The organism is Pseudoalteromonas sp. SiA1 (genome assembly GCF_018732205.1).
GTDB classification, from domain to species: domain Bacteria; phylum Pseudomonadota; class Gammaproteobacteria; order Enterobacterales; family Alteromonadaceae; genus Pseudoalteromonas; species Pseudoalteromonas tetraodonis.
In genome coordinates this window covers 3,051,111-3,071,020 of the sequence record NZ_CP076084.1, presented here as the reverse complement: position 1 = coordinate 3,071,020, position 19,910 = coordinate 3,051,111, and the positions used below count along the sequence as shown (strand labels likewise).

Sequence of the window (19,910 nt, the reverse complement as noted above, 5' to 3'; positions counted from 1 at the left end):
ACCTTATCGTTGAGATCTGTTTATCGGCGCTATTGTAGGGAGCGAAGCGTATTTGTCTAGTTTTGATCAAATATAGTGAGCTTTTTTTGAGCATTTTACTACAGTATAGGCTTACTTGGCCGATATAAGGGTAAGTCTAAATAGGAGTCTTCTCATGAAAATAGGTAACTTTAGTTTTGTTCCAAACAGTAATGCTAATAAATACAATACTAAACAAGCAATGCCACAGCCTAAAATAGACTCGCCACCAACTAGTTATCAGCAACGAGGAAAAGAACTGGCTGCTGCCGTATTAGGTGACAAAATGGCAAAAGAACTAGGTTTGCCGGTCGCTGAAACCAAAAAAGACAAACCACTGTTTGATTTTAATGAAGTCGTTAAAAATGTTTTAGACTTTGTAACAAGCTCGGTAAATAAAGCCAAAGCCAATGGTGCTAATGATGAGAAACTACAAGATATACTTAGCCAGGCACGTAAAGGAGTGCAGACGGGTGTTGATGAGGCTGTGGATGAATTAAAAGGCATGGGCGTATTTAATCAAGAACTTGAAGAGGGTATTGATAAGTCAAAAGAGAGTATCTTTAGTGGTCTCGACAAATTTGAGCAGAACTTATTTAACCCACAACCTGCAAGCGTAACTGTAAGTCAGGCGCAATATGTAAGTTTAAGCAATAGTGCTGATTACACATTCACCACAGCAGAAGGTGATGAGGTGAGTATTAGCTTTGCAGATGCTTATCAATCGCAATCATCTAGTCGCTATCAAAAAACAGATGATTCACAATCATTTAGTACGCAATTTTCTGAATCCCGTGAGCTCTCTTTCTCGATGTCAGTAAACGGTGAGCTTAATGAAGACGAGCAGCAAGCCATAAATGATTTAATGGCAGAGTTACAAGATGTAAGTAAAACCTTTTTCAGTGGCGATTTAGACAAAGCATTTGAACAAGCCCAAGAACTCAGTTTAGGGAATGAACAGCTGGTGGCATTCTCAATGGACTTACGTCAAAGCAAAACCGTTGCTGCCATTAAAGAGTATGAACAAATTAAGCCAACATCAGAAAAAGCCATTGCCGAAACTGTTGCCCCTTTTAATGATGATCTAAAATCGGCTTACTCTAAAGCGCAAACCCTAGGATTAGAAAGTCAGCTATCAGGTATCATTCAATGGCTAAATCAAGATCAACAAGAAATAGATAAACTGGTTGATTACACTAACACCATGTTTGAAAACTTAGATAAATTAAACGCCGCTACTGCAAAGCTAGGCACTGAGTAAAACTACTTTCTTTTACAAAAGCCACATGGCAAACTGCCGTTCTTAGTAAAGAGTAGGAATGGTAGTTTGTCAGCGCACATCATGGTATTTGATTCAGGTATAGGTGGAACCACCGTGCTTGAGCATATTCAGCAAAGCATTCCTCATGCTCAATACAGCTATTTTATGGATAATGCATTATTGCCATATGGCGCACAGTCGCAACAAACCATCATTAATCGCCTATGTGGATTGATTCAATTTATTAAAGATGAGTCACTAAATGTCGACTTAATTGTTATAGCCTGCAATACCGCCTCAACATCAGCGTTAAGTTCGGTACGTCAAATTACCGATATTCCTATTGTTGGGGTAGTACCTGCAATTAAACCCGCAGCGCAATTAACGCAATCAAAGCATATAGGTTTATTGGCAACTCCCGCAACGGTATCAAGCCCGTATACTGATGCACTTATAAAAGAACATGCATCATCGATAACCACAAGTTTATATAGTAGTGTTGAACTGGTTACTTTAGCAGAGACTCTCTTTTTTACCCAGCACTTAGATATCGATAAGTTGCACACTGAGTTAGACCGATTAAATATTAATAACGATATAGATGTGCTGGTATTAGGCTGTACTCACTTTCCTATTTTAGCTAAACCAATTAGTGATTACTTTAATACGCAAGTACAGTTATTAGACTCTGGTGCGGCCATTGCTAAGCGAGTTAGTTCTTTACTCAAATTAAGTAATAATCAAGCAGGCATAAAAAAGCCGCTGCACTATTATGCAACGGCTGATGTATGTAGTGATAAACTAGCGGTTAAGCAAGTTACACTGTTTGATCCGACTCTGAACGATAAGAGTTAGAATCATCTTCTTGTTTTTGTTTTGCTTCACGTACTTTCAAAGTACGTTGTTGGAACTCACTATCGTTTAGCTTAGCAATCGCATTATCAGCATCTGCTTGTGCCATTTCAACAAAGCCAAAACCGCGACGCTTGCCAGTATTTTTATCTTTTAACAAACGAACGTTAAATACTTTGCCTTGCTCTTCAAATAAAGTACGAACTACACCTTCATTTGCGCGATAAGGAAGATTGCCAACATAAAGTGTTTTTGTTTTTACTTCGGCTTCTTCTGTACTTACTGATGACATTGCAGCAATAACAAGTCCACCAATTAATAAACCGGCACCGAATAGAAGTGCAGGGTCTAATGCTAGGCTTGCAAGCGCAAACTTAACGATAACAAAACCAACAACAGCAAGAATAACTGCGAAGATAAAAGATTTTTGATCGGGTAATTTCATTTTTGATCTACCAATAAACAGGAAATAAACATTAATTTAACATTGTGAACTTGCTATCTTAACGTCTTAATTGAACATAGCAATGAAATTTATAGCAAATAGTTAATAAGAGTGTAAAAAACAACCGATAGTAAGGCGTTTCTTTACTATTTTAGCCTCGTTTGTTTGAAACTTAAGCAAACGGTAAAAAGATCTAAAAAAAAGGTTGATCTGTTTTCGGATCTCCCTATAATGCGACCCCACTGAGACGGGGAACGGCAACGCATAGCGAGGCATGAGCTACTCAGAGAGTTAAGTAAAACTTAAATTTAAATCATCGAAAGAAAGTTTAAAATTAAGTGTTGACTCGAAAAATAAAGGATGTATTATACGCATCCCTAGCGACAACGTCGCAACGTTCTTTAACAATATAAAGCAATCATCTGTGTGGGCACTCGTACAGATTGAGTTCTAACAGCCAAACTACTTAGGTAGTGAGGCAAACAAATTTAGAGTCTCAATGTGATTTCTCGAAAGAGAAGCTGAGTGACCAACAGAATAGTTACTTAGGTAATTATTCAGCACAGTCAATTCAATATCGAAAGATATTAAATAAATTCAGAATTCATTGAGCTGTCGAAAGACAAAAAACTTTTTAATTGAAGAGTTTGATCATGGCTCAGATTGAACGCTGGCGGCAGGCCTAACACATGCAAGTCGAGCGGTAACAGAAAGTAGCTTGCTACTTTGCTGACGAGCGGCGGACGGGTGAGTAATGCTTGGGAACATGCCTTGAGGTGGGGGACAACAGTTGGAAACGACTGCTAATACCGCATAATGTCTACGGACCAAAGGGGGCTTCGGCTCTCGCCTTTAGATTGGCCCAAGTGGGATTAGCTAGTTGGTGAGGTAATGGCTCACCAAGGCGACGATCCCTAGCTGGTTTGAGAGGATGATCAGCCACACTGGGACTGAGACACGGCCCAGACTCCTACGGGAGGCAGCAGTGGGGAATATTGCACAATGGGCGCAAGCCTGATGCAGCCATGCCGCGTGTGTGAAGAAGGCCTTCGGGTTGTAAAGCACTTTCAGTCAGGAGGAAAGGTTAGTAGTTAATACCTGCTAGCTGTGACGTTACTGACAGAAGAAGCACCGGCTAACTCCGTGCCAGCAGCCGCGGTAATACGGAGGGTGCGAGCGTTAATCGGAATTACTGGGCGTAAAGCGTACGCAGGCGGTTTGTTAAGCGAGATGTGAAAGCCCCGGGCTCAACCTGGGAACTGCATTTCGAACTGGCAAACTAGAGTGTGATAGAGGGTGGTAGAATTTCAGGTGTAGCGGTGAAATGCGTAGAGATCTGAAGGAATACCGATGGCGAAGGCAGCCACCTGGGTCAACACTGACGCTCATGTACGAAAGCGTGGGGAGCAAACAGGATTAGATACCCTGGTAGTCCACGCCGTAAACGATGTCTACTAGAAGCTCGGAACCTCGGTTCTGTTTTTCAAAGCTAACGCATTAAGTAGACCGCCTGGGGAGTACGGCCGCAAGGTTAAAACTCAAATGAATTGACGGGGGCCCGCACAAGCGGTGGAGCATGTGGTTTAATTCGATGCAACGCGAAGAACCTTACCTACACTTGACATACAGAGAACTTACCAGAGATGGTTTGGTGCCTTCGGGAACTCTGATACAGGTGCTGCATGGCTGTCGTCAGCTCGTGTTGTGAGATGTTGGGTTAAGTCCCGCAACGAGCGCAACCCCTATCCTTAGTTGCTAGCAGGTAATGCTGAGAACTCTAAGGAGACTGCCGGTGATAAACCGGAGGAAGGTGGGGACGACGTCAAGTCATCATGGCCCTTACGTGTAGGGCTACACACGTGCTACAATGGCGCATACAGAGTGCTGCGAACTCGCGAGAGTAAGCGAATCACTTAAAGTGCGTCGTAGTCCGGATTGGAGTCTGCAACTCGACTCCATGAAGTCGGAATCGCTAGTAATCGCGTATCAGAATGACGCGGTGAATACGTTCCCGGGCCTTGTACACACCGCCCGTCACACCATGGGAGTGGGTTGCTCCAGAAGTAGATAGTCTAACCCTCGGGAGGACGTTTACCACGGAGTGATTCATGACTGGGGTGAAGTCGTAACAAGGTAGCCCTAGGGGAACCTGGGGCTGGATCACCTCCTTATACGATTTAGAACTTATTTGTTCGTAGTGTCCACACAGATGATTGTTAATTGTAAAGAGAACAACACTTATTGTTTGGGTCTGTAGCTCAGCTGGTTAGAGCGCACCCCTGATAAGGGTGAGGTCGGTAGTTCAAATCTACTCAGACCCACCACTTCTTCTTAATACTTCGTTGTAAGCTTCGTTGTTTAGTAAACTAAACGGCCTAAACTTACGCCTTGTCTTAGAAAGAAGTCGGTATACAAACAGTAAGACCAGCATATGTGGGGCTATAGCTCAGCTGGGAGAGCGCCTGCCTTGCACGCAGGAGGTCAGCAGTTCGATCCTGCTTAGCTCCACCACTTTACTTCTTAAAAATAAATATTCTTTTATCGGGTAGCACAATCACCTGAGAATAGAGTGTGTTTAATTTTGAGAAGTTTTTGATTCTCTGCTCTTTAAAAATTTGGAAAAGCTGATAATAAAATTCGTATGAATAACAGTGTTATTTGTACAGAGTTTTCAAAAGTAAAAAAGAATGATAGCAGTATCATTCAGTGCCATTTAATAAACGTTTACGTTTGTTGATTGGTATCTACTTTAGTATTCAATATTAACTTCTGGCGAAGTTAAACTGTCACACAACAAAGACCCGTTTGGGTTGTATGGTTAAGTGACTAAGCGTACACGGTGGATGCCTTGGCAGTTGGAGGCGATGAAGGACGTATTAACTTGCGATAAGCCTAGTCAAGCTAGTAAAAAGCACTTGAGACTAGGATTTCCGAATGGGGAAACCCACCTGCTTGCAGGTATCGTTAACTGAATACATAGGTTAACGAGGCGAACGCGGAGAACTGAAACATCTAAGTACCCGTAGGAAAAGAAATCAACCGAGATTCCGATAGTAGCGGCGAGCGAAGTCGGAACAGCCCTTAAGCTTATTATGTGTTAATGGAAGGCTCTGGAAAGTGCCACGATACAGGGTGATAGTCCCGTACATGAAAACGCATTTTAAGTGAAATCGAGTAGGTCGGAGCACGTGAAACTTTGACTGAATATAGGTGGACCATCATCTAAGGCTAAATACTCCCAACTGACCGATAGTGAACCAGTACCGTGAGGGAAAGGCGAAAAGAACCCCTGTGAGGGGAGTGAAATAGAACCTGAAACCGTGTACGTACAAGCAGTAGGAGCCCACTTGTTGGGTGACTGCGTACCTTTTGTATAATGGGTCAGCGACTTATATTTTGTAGCGAGGTTAACCGATTAGGGTAGCCGTAGGGAAACCGAGTCTTAACTGGGCGAATAGTTGCAAGGTATAGACCCGAAACCCGGTGATCTAGCCATGGGCAGGTTGAAGGTTGAGTAACATCAACTGGAGGACCGAACCCACTAACGTTGAAAAGTTAGGGGATGACCTGTGGTTAGGAGTGAAAGGCTAATCAAACCGGGAGATAGCTGGTTCTCCCCGAAATCTATTTAGGTAGAGCCTCGGACGAATACTTACGGGGGTAGAGCACTGTTAAGGCTAGGGGGTCATCCCGACTTACCAACCCTTTGCAAACTCCGAATACCGTAAAGTACTATCCGGGAGACACACGGCGGGTGCTAACGTCCGTCGTGAAGAGGGAAACAACCCAGACCGCCAGCTAAGGTCCCAAAGTCATAGTTAAGTGGGAAACGATGTGGAAAGGCCCAGACAGCCAGGAGGTTGGCTTAGAAGCAGCCATCCTTTAAAGAAAGCGTAATAGCTCACTGGTCGAGTCGGTCTGCGCGGAAGATGTAACGGGGCTAAACTATGCACCGAAGCTGCGGATTCAAAATTTATTTTGAGTGGTAGGGGAGCGTTCTGTAAGCGGTTGAAGGTGTACCGGGAGGTATGCTGGACGTATCAGAAGTGCGAATGCTGACATGAGTAACGATAATGCGGGTGAAAAACCCGCACGCCGGAAGACCAAGGGTTCCTATCCCATGTTAATCAGGGTAGGGTAAGTCGACCCCTAAGGCGAGGCCGAAAGGCGTAGTCGATGGGAAACGGATTAATATTTCCGTACTTGGTATAATTGCGATGGGGGACGGAGCAGGCTAAGCAAGCATGGCGATGGTAGTCCATGTGAAAGTGTGTAGGCTAGTGACTTAGGTAAATCCGGGTTGCTGTTAGGCTGAGACACGAGACGAGTCACCACGGTGATGAAGTTGCTGATGCCATACTTCCAGGAAAAGCCTCTAAGCTTCAGATTATACCGAATCGTACCCCAAACCGACACAGGTGGTCAGGTAGAGAATACTAAGGCGCTTGAGAGAACTCGGGTGAAGGAACTAGGCAAAATCGTACCGTAACTTCGGGAGAAGGTACGCTCCGATTGGTGATGAGACTTGCTCTCTAAGCTGATTGGAGCCGCAGTGACCAGGTGGCTGGGACTGTTTATTAAAAACACAGCACTGTGCAAAATCGCAAGATGACGTATACGGTGTGACACCTGCCCGGTGCCGGAAGGTTAATTGATGGGGTTATCTTCGGAGAAGCTCTTGATCGAAGCCCCGGTAAACGGCGGCCGTAACTATAACGGTCCTAAGGTAGCGAAATTCCTTGTCGGGTAAGTTCCGACCTGCACGAATGGTGTAACCATGGCCACGCTGTCTCCACCCGAGACTCAGTGAAATTGAAATCGCAGTGAAGATGCTGTGTACCCGCGGCTAGACGGAAAGACCCCGTGAACCTTTACTACAGCTTGGCACTGAACATTGAACCTACATGTGTAGGATAGGTGGGAGACTTAGAAGCAGAGACGCTAGTTTTTGTGGAGTCGTCCTTGAAATACCACCCTTGTAGTTTTGATGTTCTAACGTTGGCCCCTGAATCGGGGTTACGGACAGTGCCTGGTGGGTAGTTTGACTGGGGCGGTCTCCTCCCAAAGAGTAACGGAGGAGCACGAAGGTTGGCTAAGTACGGTCGGACATCGTACGGTTAGTGTAATGGTAGAAGCCAGCTTAACTGCGAGACAGACACGTCGAGCAGGTACGAAAGTAGGTCATAGTGATCCGGTGGTTCTGAATGGAAGGGCCATCGCTCAACGGATAAAAGGTACTCCGGGGATAACAGGCTGATACCGCCCAAGAGTTCATATCGACGGCGGTGTTTGGCACCTCGATGTCGGCTCATCACATCCTGGGGCTGAAGTCGGTCCCAAGGGTATGGCTGTTCGCCATTTAAAGTGGTACGCGAGCTGGGTTTAGAACGTCGTGAGACAGTTCGGTCCCTATCTGCCGTGGGCGTTTGAGAATTGAGAGGGGTTGCTCCTAGTACGAGAGGACCGGAGTGAACGAACCGCTGGTGTTCGGGTTGTCATGCCAATGGCATTGCCCGGTAGCTACGTTCGGAACTGATAAGCGCTGAAAGCATCTAAGCGCGAAGCAGGCCTCGAGATGAGTTCTCACTAGACTTTTAAAGTCTCTGAAGGGCCGTTGAAGACTACAACGTTGATAGGCAAGATGTGGAAGTGGTGTGAGCCATTAAGCTAACTTGTACTAATTACCCGTGAGGCTTAACCATACAACGCCAAACGCGTTTTATGTGATAGTGAAACAAGCGAAGAAGTTAATATAACTAAAGTAGATACTTGAAGACTTTATTATCAGAAATTCCAAATTTTAGTAAGGTCGATTAAATCGAACTTACACCAAATTTGCTTGGTGAAAATAGCGTTTTGGACCCACCTGACCCCATGCCGAACTCAGCAGTGAAACGAAACAGCGCCGATGATAGTGTAGCATTTGCTATGTGAAAGTAGGACATTACCAGGCTCCAAATACAAGAAAGCCCGACTAGAAATAGTCGGGCTTTTTTACGTCTGCAGAAAAGTAAAAACGTAGGTGAAAGGTAAAAGGCATCAGGTAAAAGTAAAAGAATAAGCGCCTAAAGACTACTCTAACGCTTTGGACGACACCACGACATCTTGCAATAGAAGGCCTGAGAATAAAGGTATTATGAAAATATATCCGTTTGGGGTAATACCAATCCGCAATAATACTCAATCATTTTGCGGGGCTAAACGTGTCGCTATCTGTGTTAAAAAATTCTCATTTAGAACAACTAAATAGCGAATTTTTTGCCTAGCTATCAACCCGTTTTTCCTGCCTCAAAATAGACCGCTTAATTAAGCGAATTGGTATAAGTCTGGATGATGAAGTGAAAAGTAAAGTTTAAAAACCGACTATGCTTGTGCGTAGTTTGATTTATTACCTAACCAGCGGTGAATAAGAGGGTCTATATGCTGAGGGTATTGCTTAAGCATTTGTTGTGCGATGGGCCTTACTTGATTGAGTGTTTGTTTATCGCGTGTTAAATCAGCGATTTTGAATTCGGCTAAACCGGTTTGTTTAGTTCCAAGTACTTCACCTGGGCCGCGTATTTCTAAATCACGCTCTGCTATAACAAAGCCATCGTTACTATCGCGCAGTACTCCTAATCGCTTCTGTGCAGTCTGAGAAAGTGGTGCATGGTATAAAAGAACGCAATGCGATGCGGTTGCCCCACGTCCTACACGGCCTCGTAATTGGTGAAGCTGTGCTAAACCTAAGCGCTCTGGGTTTTCAATAATAATTAGGCTCGCATTGGGGACATCAACACCGACCTCGATTACGGTTGTTGCGACAAGTACATGAATGTTCCCCGTTTTAAACTCACTCATAATGGCTTGCTTTTCAGTGGCTTTCATTCTCCCATGGACTAAACCAATATTAAGTTCAGGTAAGGCTTCTTTTAATTGTAAAGCACTGTCTTCAGCTGCTTGGCATTGTAATACTTCAGACTCGTCTATAAGAGTACATACCCAGTAAACTTGTCGACCTTGTTCATTACAGGCAAGTTTCACTCGACTAATGATGTCATCTCTGCGGGTATCAGGGATGGCAACAGTGGTAATTGGTGTTCTTCCTGGTGGTAATTCGTCGATCACTGAGGTTTCTAAATCGGCATAAGCAGTCATCGCGAGCGTACGTGGTATAGGTGTTGCTGTCATTACTAGTTGATGTGGATAACAATCACCAAAGCGCCCTTTTTCACGCAGTGATAAACGTTGATGAACCCCAAAGCGATGTTGCTCATCAATAATGATAAGTACGAGATTGTTAAATTTTACTTCATCTTGAAATAAAGCATGGGTACCCACAATCATCTGCGCTTCACCAGAGGCGATCATTGCAAGGGTATTAACTCGCTCTTTTCCTTTTGTTTTACCGCCTAGCCAAGCAACCGATATTCCAAGGTTTTCAAACCAGCTGGAAAAGTTTATCCCGTGTTGCTCTGATAATATCTCTGTTGGCGCCATTAATGCGACCTGATAGCCTTGTGCTATCGCAGTTAAAGCGCTCAGGGCTGCGACTAATGTTTTACCAGAGCCTACATCCCCTTGGACAAGTCGCATCATAGGGTAAGCGTGTTGCATGTCTGTTTTAATTTCTGATACTACACGGCTTTGTGCATTGGTTGGCGCAAAGGGTAATTGTGCTAGAAATTGCGCTTCTAATGGATTAGTGGGCTCAAGGGCAATAGCCTTAACTTGTTGTCCTTGCTCTCTTACTTTTAAGAGGCTGAGATTTTGAGCCAACAACTCTTCAAAAACGAGCCGTTGTTGTGCTGGGTGAGTCCCTTGTTCAAGCGCAATTATATCAACATCATTAGGGGGGCGATGCAGTAGTAATAACGCATCACTTAACGGTAGTTGCGATGGTTGCCATTGTTGAGGTAGTAGCTCTTCTACTGCGTATTTTTGAAGCAATTCTATTGCCTGTTCACTCAACGCCCTAATAGAGAGTTGCTTTAAACCTTCGGTTGTTGAATAGACTGGCGTAAGTGTTGATGATGTTGGTTGCTGTTCAAAAGTGTCGCTAATACTGTATTCAGGATGACTCATTTCAAAGCCAACACGTCCGCGACGTATTTCGCCAAAACAGCGAATTATTTTACCCGCGCTAAATGCGTTTTTTTGTGCTGCGGTAAAATTAAAAAATCGTAGAGTTAACCTAGCTGTCCCATCATTTATTTGGCAAACCAGCATACGCTTTTTACCAAAGGTAATTTGGCTTGTTTCAATGGTTGCTTGAACCGTTACATGGCTATGTGCGGTGAGCTCACTAATAGCATAAATACGCGTTCTGTCTTCATACCTTAGCGGTAAATGAAAAAGCATATCTTGTACTGTGGTGATGCCTAGCTTTAAAAGTCGTTCAGCCATTTTAGGGCCTACGCCTTTAAGTTCTGTGATTGGGTATTGGCTTAAGCTAGGTTTAGACAAAGTAGGCTCAATTATTGTTATTTAGTGAGTTAAGTGTACTTATACACTGTATATGCATCAAGTATGTTTTAATGCCTGCCAAAATTGTTCATCCGCAACGATTTCGCCATGCTCATTAAGTGCGGGATAAGGTAAGTTCTTTTGCTTACACTGCCTTGCAATAATTGGGTGGCAGCCTTCAAAATACATTGGATGTTTTATTTCTTCACTCAGCATATTTCTATTATATAACCCAGCTAACTCACGTTGACGTTGTGCTTCGAATAAGATTAATGCTGCTGCAACGGATACATTTAACGATTGCACCATGCCTTGCATTGGAATAATAATGTTTTGATCTGCATATTCGAGCGCTTTTTCTGAGATCCCCGTTTTTTCTTGGCCGACAATAATTGCAGTGGGTTTAGTGTAATCAATTTCTCTAAAATCGACGGCATCTTCACTTAAATGAGTTGCCAAAATTTGTACATCAGGGTTATGAGCACGGATACTGGCTGCGGCATCATCTATATTTCTGTGAAGGTGTGTGTCTAACCAGTTCTTACTGCCACCTGAGGTATTATTGGTTAGCCACTTTTGCTTTTCTGGCCAGACTGCATGCACATGATGGCAACCAACAGCATCGGCCGTTCTGACTATGGCAGATAAGTTATGGTGTTTATGTACGTCTTCTAAACACACGGTAAGATCGGTTTGACGACGTGAAAGTACACTTTCAATTCTTTGATAACGAGTTTGCTGCATGGGAGTCCTCTTTTTCGGCAAATTATACGAGATTTTTCACCTTAAGGCACCACTGTTCGGCTAATCGGGTTTTGTAATGAGATAAGGGTTTCGGTTGACTGAATAGCTTCTATTGCTTGTATTTTATTGATCAACACATCTTGTAGATGATCGATCGATCGAGTCATTACTTTAATAAAAATACTGTAATTACCGGTGGTGTAATATGCTTCAACAACCTCTTCTAATGATTCAAGCTTAATCAGAGTTTGTGGGTAGTCTCTGGCATTATTTAAATTAATGCCGATAAAACAACATACATCGTAGCCAAGCTGTTTGGTATTAATGGTTAATTGGGTACCTGTAATGATCCCCGCTTGTTTCATTTTTTCAATCCGCACATGAATTGTTCCTGCACTGACACCGAAACGCTTTGCTAATTCAGCATAGGGTGTACGTGCATTATCCATTAATGCATGCAGAATCTGTTTGTCTAGATTATCGATTTGATAATTTTCCATAGGTTTAGTTGCTTTGTATTATTGTATTTAATGTTTTTATACCATTTTTTTAATGATTTTAATATCGTAAAGCTATTTTTGTTATGGGTTATTGAATTAAACCGTTTAATTGTTACGATAACCATATTGAAGCGCTACTAAGCGCTGAGTCGCCAATACAATAACTGGGAATGAGGCCAATTATTATGAGTTCACACTATGTGCAGCAGCAGCAGCAAATAAGTAAAGTTAAACAGTTTTTTTCACAGCAATTAGAGCAAAAGTTAGGCTTAATTGAAGTACAGGCACCTATTTTAGCTAAAGTAGGTGACGGTACTCAGGATAACTTAAGTGGACACGAGAACGCTGTTGCGGTGAATGTTAAAGCCATTACAGATAGCCGTTATGAAGTCGTGCATTCGTTAGCAAAGTGGAAACGTAAAACTTTGGGCGAGTATGGTTTCTCTAAAGGTGAAGGAATTTACACGCAAATGAAAGCGTTGCGACCTGATGAAGATTCATTAAGTCCAATCCATTCTGTGTATGTTGATCAGTGGGATTGGGAACAAGTTATTTGTGAAAGTACGCAGCGTTCTTTATCTACTTTGAAGCAAACGGTTGAAACTATTTACCAAGGTATTAAAGCTACTGAGAAATATGTTAGTGACAGCTTTGGTTTAACACCATTTTTACCCACAGAGATTACTTTTGTACATAGTGAAGCATTACGTAAAATGTACCCAGATTTTACAGCCAAGCAGCGTGAAAAGGCGATTACTCAAGAATATGGCGCTGTATTTTTAATTGGTATTGGGGGAGCATTGAGTGATGGCAAAATTCATGATGTGAGAGCGCCAGATTACGACGATTGGTCAACCCCGACATGCGAGCAGTACATGGGATTAAATGGTGATATTTTAGTATGGAACCCAGTGCTTGAAGACGCTTTCGAAATCTCATCGATGGGAATTCGTGTAAGCCCTGAAGTATTGCAAACTCAATTAAGTATTACGGGAGACGAAGACCGTTTAGAGTTTGACTGGCATAAGGCATTGCTAGAAAGTAAGCTTCCACAGACAATTGGCGGTGGTATTGGTCAATCTCGTTTAGCGATGCTGTTATTACAAAAACAACATATAGGGCAAGTGCAGGTAGGTGTATGGCCAGCGCAAACCTATACAAGTGTAGACGGTTTACTATAAAAAGTTGGGGCTGTTACTAACAGCCCCTTATTATTAAGTTTTAAATTCAATTTCTATTTTATTATTTTCTAACTTAACACTACTCGGTGGGAAGTTACGGGTCGTTTTAAGCAGTTTATTGAAGATATGGATCTCTACACCCGAATGTAGAACGCTATTCACAGTCAACATGGCTTCATCGAGTAACGTATTCAGTTTTTGCTCTAAACCTGCTACCTGCTTTTCTAATTGTTCTGCTTGCTGACTATGGTGTAGCTGCGTGGTGCCAATTTTATTTATGAGTTCATTTTTTTTATCTGCATCTTTAATTAAATCTGCTTTTTCTAAAGCCGCTTGTAAACTATCAACTTGTTCATTTGTTGCTGTTAGTTCACTAAAAGATTTATCAATCTCTTTGGTCATTTCAGTGGCTGAAGCCGCTAAATTAATTACCATTTTAGCACCAGATTCATTACCTATCTCGCCGGCAATCAGTTTAGTGGCATCTAGAATTTCACCCCCAAATAGCTTTCCTTTAGGTAACTCTGATTGACCAATTTGTATTGTACTCTTTGCTTTCATTGAGCTGTGGCTAGCTTGACGTTCAAGCAGAATGTTATTAGCTTCAATGTAACAATATTGAGAGTGTGAGGCATGGACATCGCCTGCGCATATTATTCTACAAGACAGTGATTTATCTTCAGGCTTTTGATGGCCAATTACCCCTTGTTTTACAGTTATATCGCCTCCTGCGGTTAATTCGCCAGATTCAACCGTACCAAAAACGGTAATGTCGCCCGTTGCATTAATACGCATTCCTGGCTCTACATTTTTACTCACTATCACACTGCCTTCAAAGTCGATATGCCCTGTTTTTACCGACACATCGTTGACAGTAAAAATATCGTCAACACGCATGCCATTATTTATTTCAACCGGCACGCCAGCAATCGTAGAGAGTAATTCCATCGGATTATTTTTTGAGATTTCAGTGCCCTCACCTGCAATTAGAGTATGAACCTCTCCGGGTTTTGCAGGTAATACATCACCTAACACGGTAAACCCTTCTTGGCCTGGTGTAGCGGGTTGTTGCTGTACTAGTAATTCACCTGGTTTTACACTTGCTAACTTACCAAAGTCACGCATATCTACACTGCCATCTTCTTTTAATTTAGGGGCTTTGAGACGATCTTTAAGTGTTTGAACCATTGCGTTAAATTTAGTTGGTTTACCGTCTATAGGTAAGCGCCCTTTGGCGAGTGGACCACTGACTACGGAGCCAGGTGGGAGTTCAGATTGCTTTTGTAAAAGTTGCTCTAAAAATGCTTGTTTATAACCTCTTGCGACGTGCGTTTTAACTAATTCTTTTTTAGCTTCATCAAAACTCAGTGTTGCTCCCCCTTTAGCAAGAGTGAGCGTGCCCGTGGCTAGCATTTTATCATCACTTATCTCCACGCTTAAGGTGGCATCATGACGTGTTGCAACAACTAATATACGTTCAGGTGTTGCACTGCTGAAATAGTTATTTATGGCGTCATGATTGATTTCACACTCGCTGTAAGGCGATTGTTCAATTGCTTCAATGATAAAAGCAGCACTGGCGGGTGCAGATTTACTCGTATCGAGCAATACATTGCCATTATGAGCAAGCTTAAACACAAGTTATCCTTTTCTACTACTAAAGTAAGGTTTAATAAAATAACGTGATTACAGAGTGCTAGAATTTTAGTTTTGAGTCAAGAATTCATCAAAGTGTAGTTACAGATTGGAATAAAAGCTATGAGCGGCGCTCATAGCTTATAGAGGTTAGTTTGTTGAAGGAAGTTCCATAATGCCGTCTATTTCTACTTGTACACCTTTAGGTAGTGCACGAACGCCAATAGCAGCGCGAGCAGGATAAGGCTGTTTAAAATATTGGCTCATTACTTCGTTAACAATGGCAAAATTTGAAAGATCAGTAAGGTAAATATTTACTTTTACTAAATCTTGAATGGTGCCGCCAGCTTCTTCACAAACCGCACAAATATTTTTAAATACTTGGTGTGTTTGCTCGCTAAAGTCTTCAGATATAACGTCCATAGTTTCAGGGACAAGTGGAATTTGCCCAGATAAATAAACCGCTGTGCCCACTTTTACTGCTTGGCTGTATGTGCCAATCGCTGCAGGTGCTTTATCCGTTGATATAAATGCTTTATTCATGATGTTCCTATTTTATTTTTTACGATAGACTTTTTGTACATCCGGCATCACACGTATACGACGCATGATATTAGCGACGTGGATACGGTTTTTAACTGTGATCCCTAAGTCTATCACGTATAAATTACTTTCTTTTTCATCGGTAGCTATTTCTACAATATTGGCCTGTGTCGTTGCGACCACATTGGTTAATTTAGCTAGCGCACCTTGGTGGTTAATAATTTCTACTCGTAAAGCCGCAATGTATTCTTTTTCTGGATTATCATCCCATTTTACGACTAGGTATTTTGAACGATCATTTTCCCAGCCACGAATGTTCTTACACTCTTGGCGATGAACTGTTAAACCTTTACCCTGGCTTACGTGAGCTGTAATAGCGTCTCCAGGCACTGGACGACAACATTTTGAATAATTAACTAACATACCTTCAGTGCCAATAATGGTCGCTTTTGCACGTTTAGCAATATCGTTTAAATCATCGTTGTCGTTTTGTAATAAGCGTTTGGCAATCAGCATGCTCATTAAATTACCTGAGCCAATTTCTACCAGTAGCTCTAAGGTTGAAGAGAGTTCATGCTCCTCAAGCACTCGCGTAATATTTTCAGCTGGCAGGTTATCAAACTTGTTTTCACCTAGGGCTGAATCAAGTAAGCGACGACCTAATAATAATGCTTCTTCATGCTGTTGGCTTTTAAGGTAGTTACGTACGCCCAGTCGCGCTTTACCAGTAACAATAAAGTTAAGCCATGTTGCGTTAGGATGAGCGCCTGAGCTAGTAATAATTTCTATTGTTTGCCCAGTATCAATGGCTTTACTTAAAGGATAAGGTTTACGATTAACGCGTGCGCCTACACAAGTATTACCAACATCAGTATGAACGGCATAAGCAAAATCGACCGCAGTCGCGCCCATAGGCAGTTCAACGATGCGACCATCTGGGGTAAAGACATAAATTTCTTCAGGGAAGAGTTCGGTTTTAACGTTTTCAACAAACTCAAATGATGATCCCGCACTTTGCTGTAACTCTAGTAAGCTTTGCATCCATTGGCGAGCACGCTGCTGCGCAGTGTGACCCGCATTGTCGCCAGACTTTTTATACATCCAGTGAGCCGCGACTCCTTTGTCTGCCATGTGATCCATATCGTGAGTACGGATTTGAATTTCAACAGGAATACCATGCGGGCCAACCAAAGAAGTATGTAATGATTGGTAACCATTAGTTTTTGGCACGGCAATATAGTCTTTAAAGCGGGTCTCAATTGGCTTATATAAGTTATGAGCAACGCCGAGTACACGATAACAGGTGTCCATAGAATCCACCGCAATACGAAAAGCGTAAATATCCATGACTTCGTTAAACAGTAACTCTTTGTTAAGCATTTTTTTATAAATACTGTATAGATGCTTTTCACGGCCTGATACGGTGGCCTTTATGCCAGACTCTTCAAGGCGTGCTTCAATTTCTGTTTGAATATTTGAAATAACTTCTTTGCGATTTCCACGCGCTTTAGCCACTTCAGATTTAAGTGCACGATGACGCATTGGATACAGCGCTTGAAAACCTAAGTCTTCTAGCTCATTTTTTATATCATGAATACCTAAACGATTAGCAATCGGCGCATAAATTTCTAGAGTTTCGCGAGCAATACGGCGGCGTTTATCAGGGCGAAGTGCGCCTAATGTTCGCATGTTATGCGTTCTATCAGCCAACTTGATTAAAATAACCCGAATATCTTGGGTCATTGCCATAATCATTTTTCGATAGTTTTCAGCTTGAAACTCTTTTTTATCTTTAAAGCTTAACTTATCAAGCTTGCTCACACCTTCAACGAGTTCAGCCACCGTTTCACCAAATATTTCAGCTAAATCTTGTTGGCTAAAATCGGTATCTTCAATCACATCGTGCATCAATGCTGCCATGAGCGTTTCATGGTCAAGGTGCATGCTAGCTAGTATCTGAGTTACTTCAACGGGGTGAGTAATGTAAGGTTCGCCACTTGAGCGAGTTTGACCTTCATGGGCCTCTCGGGCTACCACATAGGCTTTTTGAACTAGCTCAACATCGTCAGCTGGCAAGTATTTTGAGATTTTCTTTTTAAGACCTTCAAAAAGATACATTCACACTCCAATGTTCTCGTGAAGCAAATAAGTTAGGATAAGTTACGAATATACGATGAAAACAAAGGATTGCCAACGGCTATAGTTGAAATACTATGCCGTTAGCTAAATCAAACCGGGCGGTTGATTATTGGTTGCCACCAACAATGGCAGCAACAGCAGCTAGTTCTGCCGCTTCTTGATGTTGTTGTTCTTCACGGTCAATAACATCCATTGAAGAATTATCAACTAAACCAAGTTCGATTTCACGTAAAGCAACAACTGTTGGCTTATCGTTCTCAGGATCTACTAGTGGATCTTTACCACCAACAGCAATTTGGCGGGCACGACGGGCCGCAACTAAAATTAAGTCAAAACGATTACCAATTGCATCTACTGCATCTTCAACTGTTACGCGAGCCATCTTAGCACTCCAAAATAATTTAAAAGCAAAGGCGTAGTTTACTGCACGCAGCAGGTTTCGCCAATAGCCAGTGGTTAATTTTTATCTGTTTTAGGGCATGAACACCTAATTAATCTTAATTTAGATTATTTGAGTAGCTCATTAATTAAAGTTTGATGACGCGTTGTTTGCGCTTTTAGCGTTAATCGCTGTGCAATAGCAATACTTTCTATCTCACTCAAAGCAGTATCAAAATCATCATTCACAACAACAAAGTCATACTCATCGTAATGAGAGGTTTCTGATTGAGCTTGTGTCATACGCCCGGCAATAATTTCAGCTGAGTCTTGGCCACGGTTATTTAAACGTTGCTCTAGCTCTTGCTTTGACGGCGGTAAAATAAAGATAGTTTTTACGTCATCCATTATTTCTCGAACTTGGCGAGCGCCTTGCCAATCAATATCTAAAAACACATCAATGCCAGCGGCGAGTTGCTCTTCAATAGCTTGCTTAGAAGTACCGTAATAATTGTCAAATACTTGTGCCCATTCAAAAAAGTCATCTTTGGCAATTAGTGCCTTAAACTCATCAACCGATACAAAATGATAATGTTCCGCATTGTTTTCACCAGGGCGCGGTGCGCGGGTGGTGTGTGATACCGATACTTTCATATCAGCATGTTTTTTCAGTAATGCATTTATTAAGCTCGATTTACCCGCCCCAGAAGGCGCAGATAAAATAAATAAGTTTCCGCGAGAGTGTGCCATTATTTTCTCTATCTAAAAATAAACAGGCTCGAACTATAAACAGCTCAAGCCTTCAATTATTATATTGTACTTTATTTAGCTAATTATGCTCAAGTGAGTGGTAAAGCCAAAAAAGTTACTCAATATTCTGGATCTGCTCACGCATTTGCTCAATCAGGACTTTTAGCTCTACAGCTGCGTTGGTGATGTCACTATTGATAGATTTAGATGCTAACGTGTTTGCTTCACGGTTAAACTCTTGCATCATAAAATCTAAACGACGACCACAAGCTCCACCTTTATTCAAAATTTTGCGTGTTTCTTTAACGTGTGACTTTAAACGATCAAGTTCTTCTGCTACATCTTGCTTTTGTGCAAGGTAAATCAGTTCTTGTTCAAGGCGTGACTCATCAATATTTGTTGTTAAATCTTCAAGTTTTTGTACTAACTTTTCACGTTGCCATTTAGTAATTTCTGGCATATGTGCTTCAACAATATCAACTTGCTCTAAAATGGCGGTTAATCGTGTAGTTATCATTTCTTCAAGGTTTGCACCTTCATCGCCACGCGCAGATTTAAAGTCTTCAATTACTTGGTCAAGACCACTAATAAGAGCTGTATTTACACTATCCATATCAATTTCTTGTGCTTCCATAACACCAGGCCAACGTAAAATATCCACAGGGTTAATGTCACCACTGCTTTGTTGCTGAACCCACTTAGCACTATTAATTAACTGCTCCGCCAGCGACTGATTAATTGATAATTCACCAACATGTGCAGGGTTTGCGACAAATTTTAAGAAAACTTCTACCTTACCACGCTGTAAGTGCTTACGCAGACGCTCGCGAATAACGGGCTCCATGCCACGAAATTGCTCTGGTGCACGAATAAATGTTTCAAGGTAACGTTGGTTCACTGAACGAACTTCCCACGTGCCAGTGCCCCATTCGCCTTTAATTTCGCGACGCGCATAAGCTGTCATACTGTGGATCATGGATGATTTCCTACATTTTTAAATACAATAGTGTAATGATTAT

At 42.1% G+C, this 19,910-nt stretch carries 13 protein-coding genes, 2 tRNA genes and 3 rRNA genes; 8 read left to right on the top strand and 10 right to left on the bottom strand.

The window, feature by feature from the left end; translation table 11 throughout:
• Nucleotides 1-154 precede the first annotated feature (154 nt).
• Nucleotides 155-1,279, top strand: coding sequence for a DUF5610 domain-containing protein (locus tag KK487_RS14210; RefSeq protein ID WP_036957269.1), 1,125 nt, complete (start codon nucleotides 155-157; stop codon nucleotides 1,277-1,279).
• A 66-nt stretch (nucleotides 1,280-1,345) separates the two neighbouring features.
• Complete coding sequence (gene murI, locus KK487_RS14205; protein WP_036957268.1) at nucleotides 1,346-2,134, top strand: glutamate racemase; 789 nt, start codon at nucleotides 1,346-1,348, stop codon at nucleotides 2,132-2,134.
• Here murI and KK487_RS14200 read toward each other — a convergent pair.
• A complete protein-coding gene (locus KK487_RS14200; RefSeq protein ID WP_013464268.1) occupies nucleotides 2,097-2,576 on the bottom strand; it encodes an RNA recognition motif domain-containing protein in 480 nt (159 codons plus the stop codon). The two genes, murI and KK487_RS14200, sit on opposite strands and share 38 nt — an antisense overlap.
• A gap of 635 nt (nucleotides 2,577-3,211) precedes the next feature.
• On the opposite strand from KK487_RS14200, the gene KK487_RS14195 reads away from it, so the two are divergent.
• From KK487_RS14195 to rrf, 5 genes are all read left to right on the top strand, one after another.
• Nucleotides 3,212-4,747 (top strand): 16S ribosomal RNA (locus KK487_RS14195).
• Between the two features lie 76 nt (nucleotides 4,748-4,823).
• Nucleotides 4,824-4,900, top strand: a tRNA-Ile gene (locus KK487_RS14190).
• Nucleotides 4,901-5,011: 111 nt separating this feature from the next.
• Nucleotides 5,012-5,087, top strand: a tRNA-Ala gene (locus tag KK487_RS14185).
• A gap of 305 nt (nucleotides 5,088-5,392) precedes the next feature.
• A 23S ribosomal RNA gene (locus KK487_RS14180) occupies nucleotides 5,393-8,278 on the top strand.
• 136 nt (nucleotides 8,279-8,414) lie between these two features.
• Nucleotides 8,415-8,529 (top strand): 5S ribosomal RNA (gene rrf, locus KK487_RS14175).
• The 16S, 23S and 5S rRNA genes sit together here with 2 tRNA genes alongside, the layout of an rRNA operon.
• Nucleotides 8,530-8,939: 410 nt before the next feature.
• Here rrf and recG read toward each other — a convergent pair.
• Genes recG through asnC form a run of 3 tightly spaced genes read right to left on the bottom strand, consistent with a single transcriptional unit; the run spans nucleotide 8,940 to nucleotide 12,265 of the window.
• Nucleotides 8,940-11,021: an ATP-dependent DNA helicase RecG gene (recG, locus tag KK487_RS14170; RefSeq protein WP_036957261.1), complete on the bottom strand. Its 2,082-nt coding sequence runs from the start codon at nucleotides 11,019-11,021 to the stop codon at nucleotides 8,940-8,942.
• Between the two features lie 57 nt (nucleotides 11,022-11,078).
• Nucleotides 11,079-11,765 carry a tRNA (guanosine(18)-2'-O)-methyltransferase TrmH gene (gene trmH, locus KK487_RS14165; protein ID WP_036957258.1) on the bottom strand — a complete coding sequence of 229 codons (687 nt, stop codon included), beginning with the start codon at nucleotides 11,763-11,765 and terminating at the stop codon, nucleotides 11,079-11,081.
• A 41-nt stretch (nucleotides 11,766-11,806) separates the two neighbouring features.
• Nucleotides 11,807-12,265 (bottom strand): transcriptional regulator AsnC, encoded by a 459-nt coding sequence (gene asnC, locus KK487_RS14160; protein ID WP_013466068.1) that lies wholly within the window; start codon nucleotides 12,263-12,265, stop codon nucleotides 11,807-11,809.
• Nucleotides 12,266-12,450: 185 nt separating this feature from the next.
• On the opposite strand from asnC, the gene asnA reads away from it, so the two are divergent.
• Nucleotides 12,451-13,446, top strand: a complete 996-nt coding sequence (gene asnA / locus KK487_RS14155) for an aspartate--ammonia ligase (RefSeq protein WP_013466066.1) — start codon at nucleotides 12,451-12,453, stop codon at nucleotides 13,444-13,446.
• 33 nt (nucleotides 13,447-13,479) lie between these two features.
• Here asnA and KK487_RS14150 read toward each other — a convergent pair whose 3' ends face one another.
• The 6 genes from KK487_RS14150 to KK487_RS14125 form a co-directional block, all read right to left on the bottom strand.
• Entirely contained in the window at nucleotides 13,480-15,084 is a 1,605-nt protein-coding gene (locus KK487_RS14150; RefSeq protein WP_036957255.1) for a flagellar assembly protein A, read from the bottom strand.
• A gap of 147 nt (nucleotides 15,085-15,231) precedes the next feature.
• The gene (gene ridA, locus KK487_RS14145; RefSeq protein ID WP_013466064.1) at nucleotides 15,232-15,624 is read right to left on the bottom strand and encodes a deaminase RidA; all 393 of its coding nucleotides are present in this window, start codon (nucleotides 15,622-15,624) and stop codon (nucleotides 15,232-15,234) included.
• A gap of 12 nt (nucleotides 15,625-15,636) precedes the next feature.
• A complete protein-coding gene (spoT, locus tag KK487_RS14140; protein ID WP_013466063.1) occupies nucleotides 15,637-17,742 on the bottom strand; it encodes a bifunctional GTP diphosphokinase/guanosine-3',5'-bis pyrophosphate 3'-pyrophosphohydrolase in 2,106 nt (701 codons plus the stop codon).
• A 127-nt stretch (nucleotides 17,743-17,869) separates the two neighbouring features.
• Nucleotides 17,870-18,145, bottom strand: coding sequence for a DNA-directed RNA polymerase subunit omega (gene rpoZ / locus KK487_RS14135; RefSeq protein WP_008108220.1), 276 nt, complete (start codon nucleotides 18,143-18,145; stop codon nucleotides 17,870-17,872).
• Between the two features lie 125 nt (nucleotides 18,146-18,270).
• Nucleotides 18,271-18,891 carry a guanylate kinase gene (gene gmk, locus KK487_RS14130; RefSeq protein ID WP_036957252.1) on the bottom strand — a complete coding sequence of 207 codons (621 nt, stop codon included), beginning with the start codon at nucleotides 18,889-18,891 and terminating at the stop codon, nucleotides 18,271-18,273.
• A 115-nt stretch (nucleotides 18,892-19,006) separates the two neighbouring features.
• On the bottom strand, nucleotides 19,007-19,867 hold the full coding sequence (locus KK487_RS14125; protein ID WP_128583660.1) for a YicC/YloC family endoribonuclease: 861 nt from the start codon (nucleotides 19,865-19,867) through the stop codon (nucleotides 19,007-19,009).
• Nucleotides 19,868-19,910: the final 43 nt, after the last annotated feature.

Excerpts from the sequence above, each read along its gene's own strand:
- KK487_RS14210 (WP_036957269.1), top strand. The coding sequence starts at position 155 with ATGAAAATAGGTAACTTTAGTTTTGTTCCAAACAGTAATGCTAATAAA.
- KK487_RS14200 (WP_013464268.1), bottom strand. The coding sequence starts at position 2,576 with ATGAAATTACCCGATCAAAAATCTTTTATCTTCGCAGTTATTCTTGCT.
- trmH (WP_036957258.1), bottom strand. The coding sequence starts at position 11,765 with ATGCAGCAAACTCGTTATCAAAGAATTGAAAGTGTACTTTCACGTCGT.
- asnC (WP_013466068.1), bottom strand. The coding sequence starts at position 12,265 with ATGGAAAATTATCAAATCGATAATCTAGACAAACAGATTCTGCATGCA.
- asnA (WP_013466066.1), top strand. The coding sequence starts at position 12,451 with ATGAGTTCACACTATGTGCAGCAGCAGCAGCAAATAAGTAAAGTTAAA.
- ridA (WP_013466064.1), bottom strand. The coding sequence starts at position 15,624 with ATGAATAAAGCATTTATATCAACGGATAAAGCACCTGCAGCGATTGGC.
- spoT (WP_013466063.1), bottom strand. The coding sequence starts at position 17,742 with ATGTATCTTTTTGAAGGTCTTAAAAAGAAAATCTCAAAATACTTGCCA.
- rpoZ (WP_008108220.1), bottom strand. The coding sequence starts at position 18,145 with ATGGCTCGCGTAACAGTTGAAGATGCAGTAGATGCAATTGGTAATCGT.
- gmk (WP_036957252.1), bottom strand. The coding sequence starts at position 18,891 with ATGGCACACTCTCGCGGAAACTTATTTATTTTATCTGCGCCTTCTGGG.
- KK487_RS14125 (WP_128583660.1), bottom strand. The coding sequence starts at position 19,867 with ATGATCCACAGTATGACAGCTTATGCGCGTCGCGAAATTAAAGGCGAA.